Annotated in this window: 1 protein-coding gene; it reads left to right on the top strand. The window is 59.9% G+C overall.

What is annotated here, in order from left to right; all coding sequences use genetic code 11:
• The coding region (locus NKI99_RS33800; protein WP_352613754.1) for an integrase core domain-containing protein at positions 1-535 on the top strand (535 nt) is incomplete at its 5' end.
• Positions 536-594: the final 59 nt, after the last annotated feature.

A 594-nucleotide genomic window follows, 5' to 3' on the forward strand; every position in this document is an offset into this window, starting at 1 on the left:
GCGCATGGCTTTCGACAACGGCCCACCGTGGGGAGATGGCGGACGAAGCAACTTCACACGCTTCACCGTCTGGCTGATCGAGCACGGCGTCGCCGTCTCCCATTCCAGGCCTCTGCATCCGCAGACGCTGGGCAAGGAAGAGCGCTTCCACCGCTCGCTCAAGGCCGAAGCGATGGCCGGACCTGCTTTCGAAAATCTCGATCGCGCGCAGAAAGCCTTCGATGCCTGGCGCGACCTCTACAACACCGAAAGACCTCACGATGGCCTCAAGGGTTGCGTCCCCCTCGACAGATACACACCCTCGCCGCGATCCTTCTGCGAGGCCGTCGAAGCTTTCGACTACCCACAAGACGCCATCGTTCGCAAGGTCCAGAAAGAGGGCCGCGTCGCCTTGTGCGGCTACATCCTGCGCCTCTCCAAGGCATTTGGAGGGAAAGCCGTGGCCTTCACCCCCACCGGCAAGGACGGCGTCTTCCAAGCCTTCTTCAGACATCAGAAAATAGAAACAGTCGACCTCAACCTCTGCAGACGATAAGTGACAAAACTGTTCGCGATGTCCTCGCACACCTGTTCGCGATGTCTCCGGTCCAAACA

Source organism: Mesorhizobium sp. M0239 (assembly GCF_040321815.1).
Lineage (GTDB): Bacteria > Pseudomonadota > Alphaproteobacteria > Rhizobiales > Rhizobiaceae > Mesorhizobium.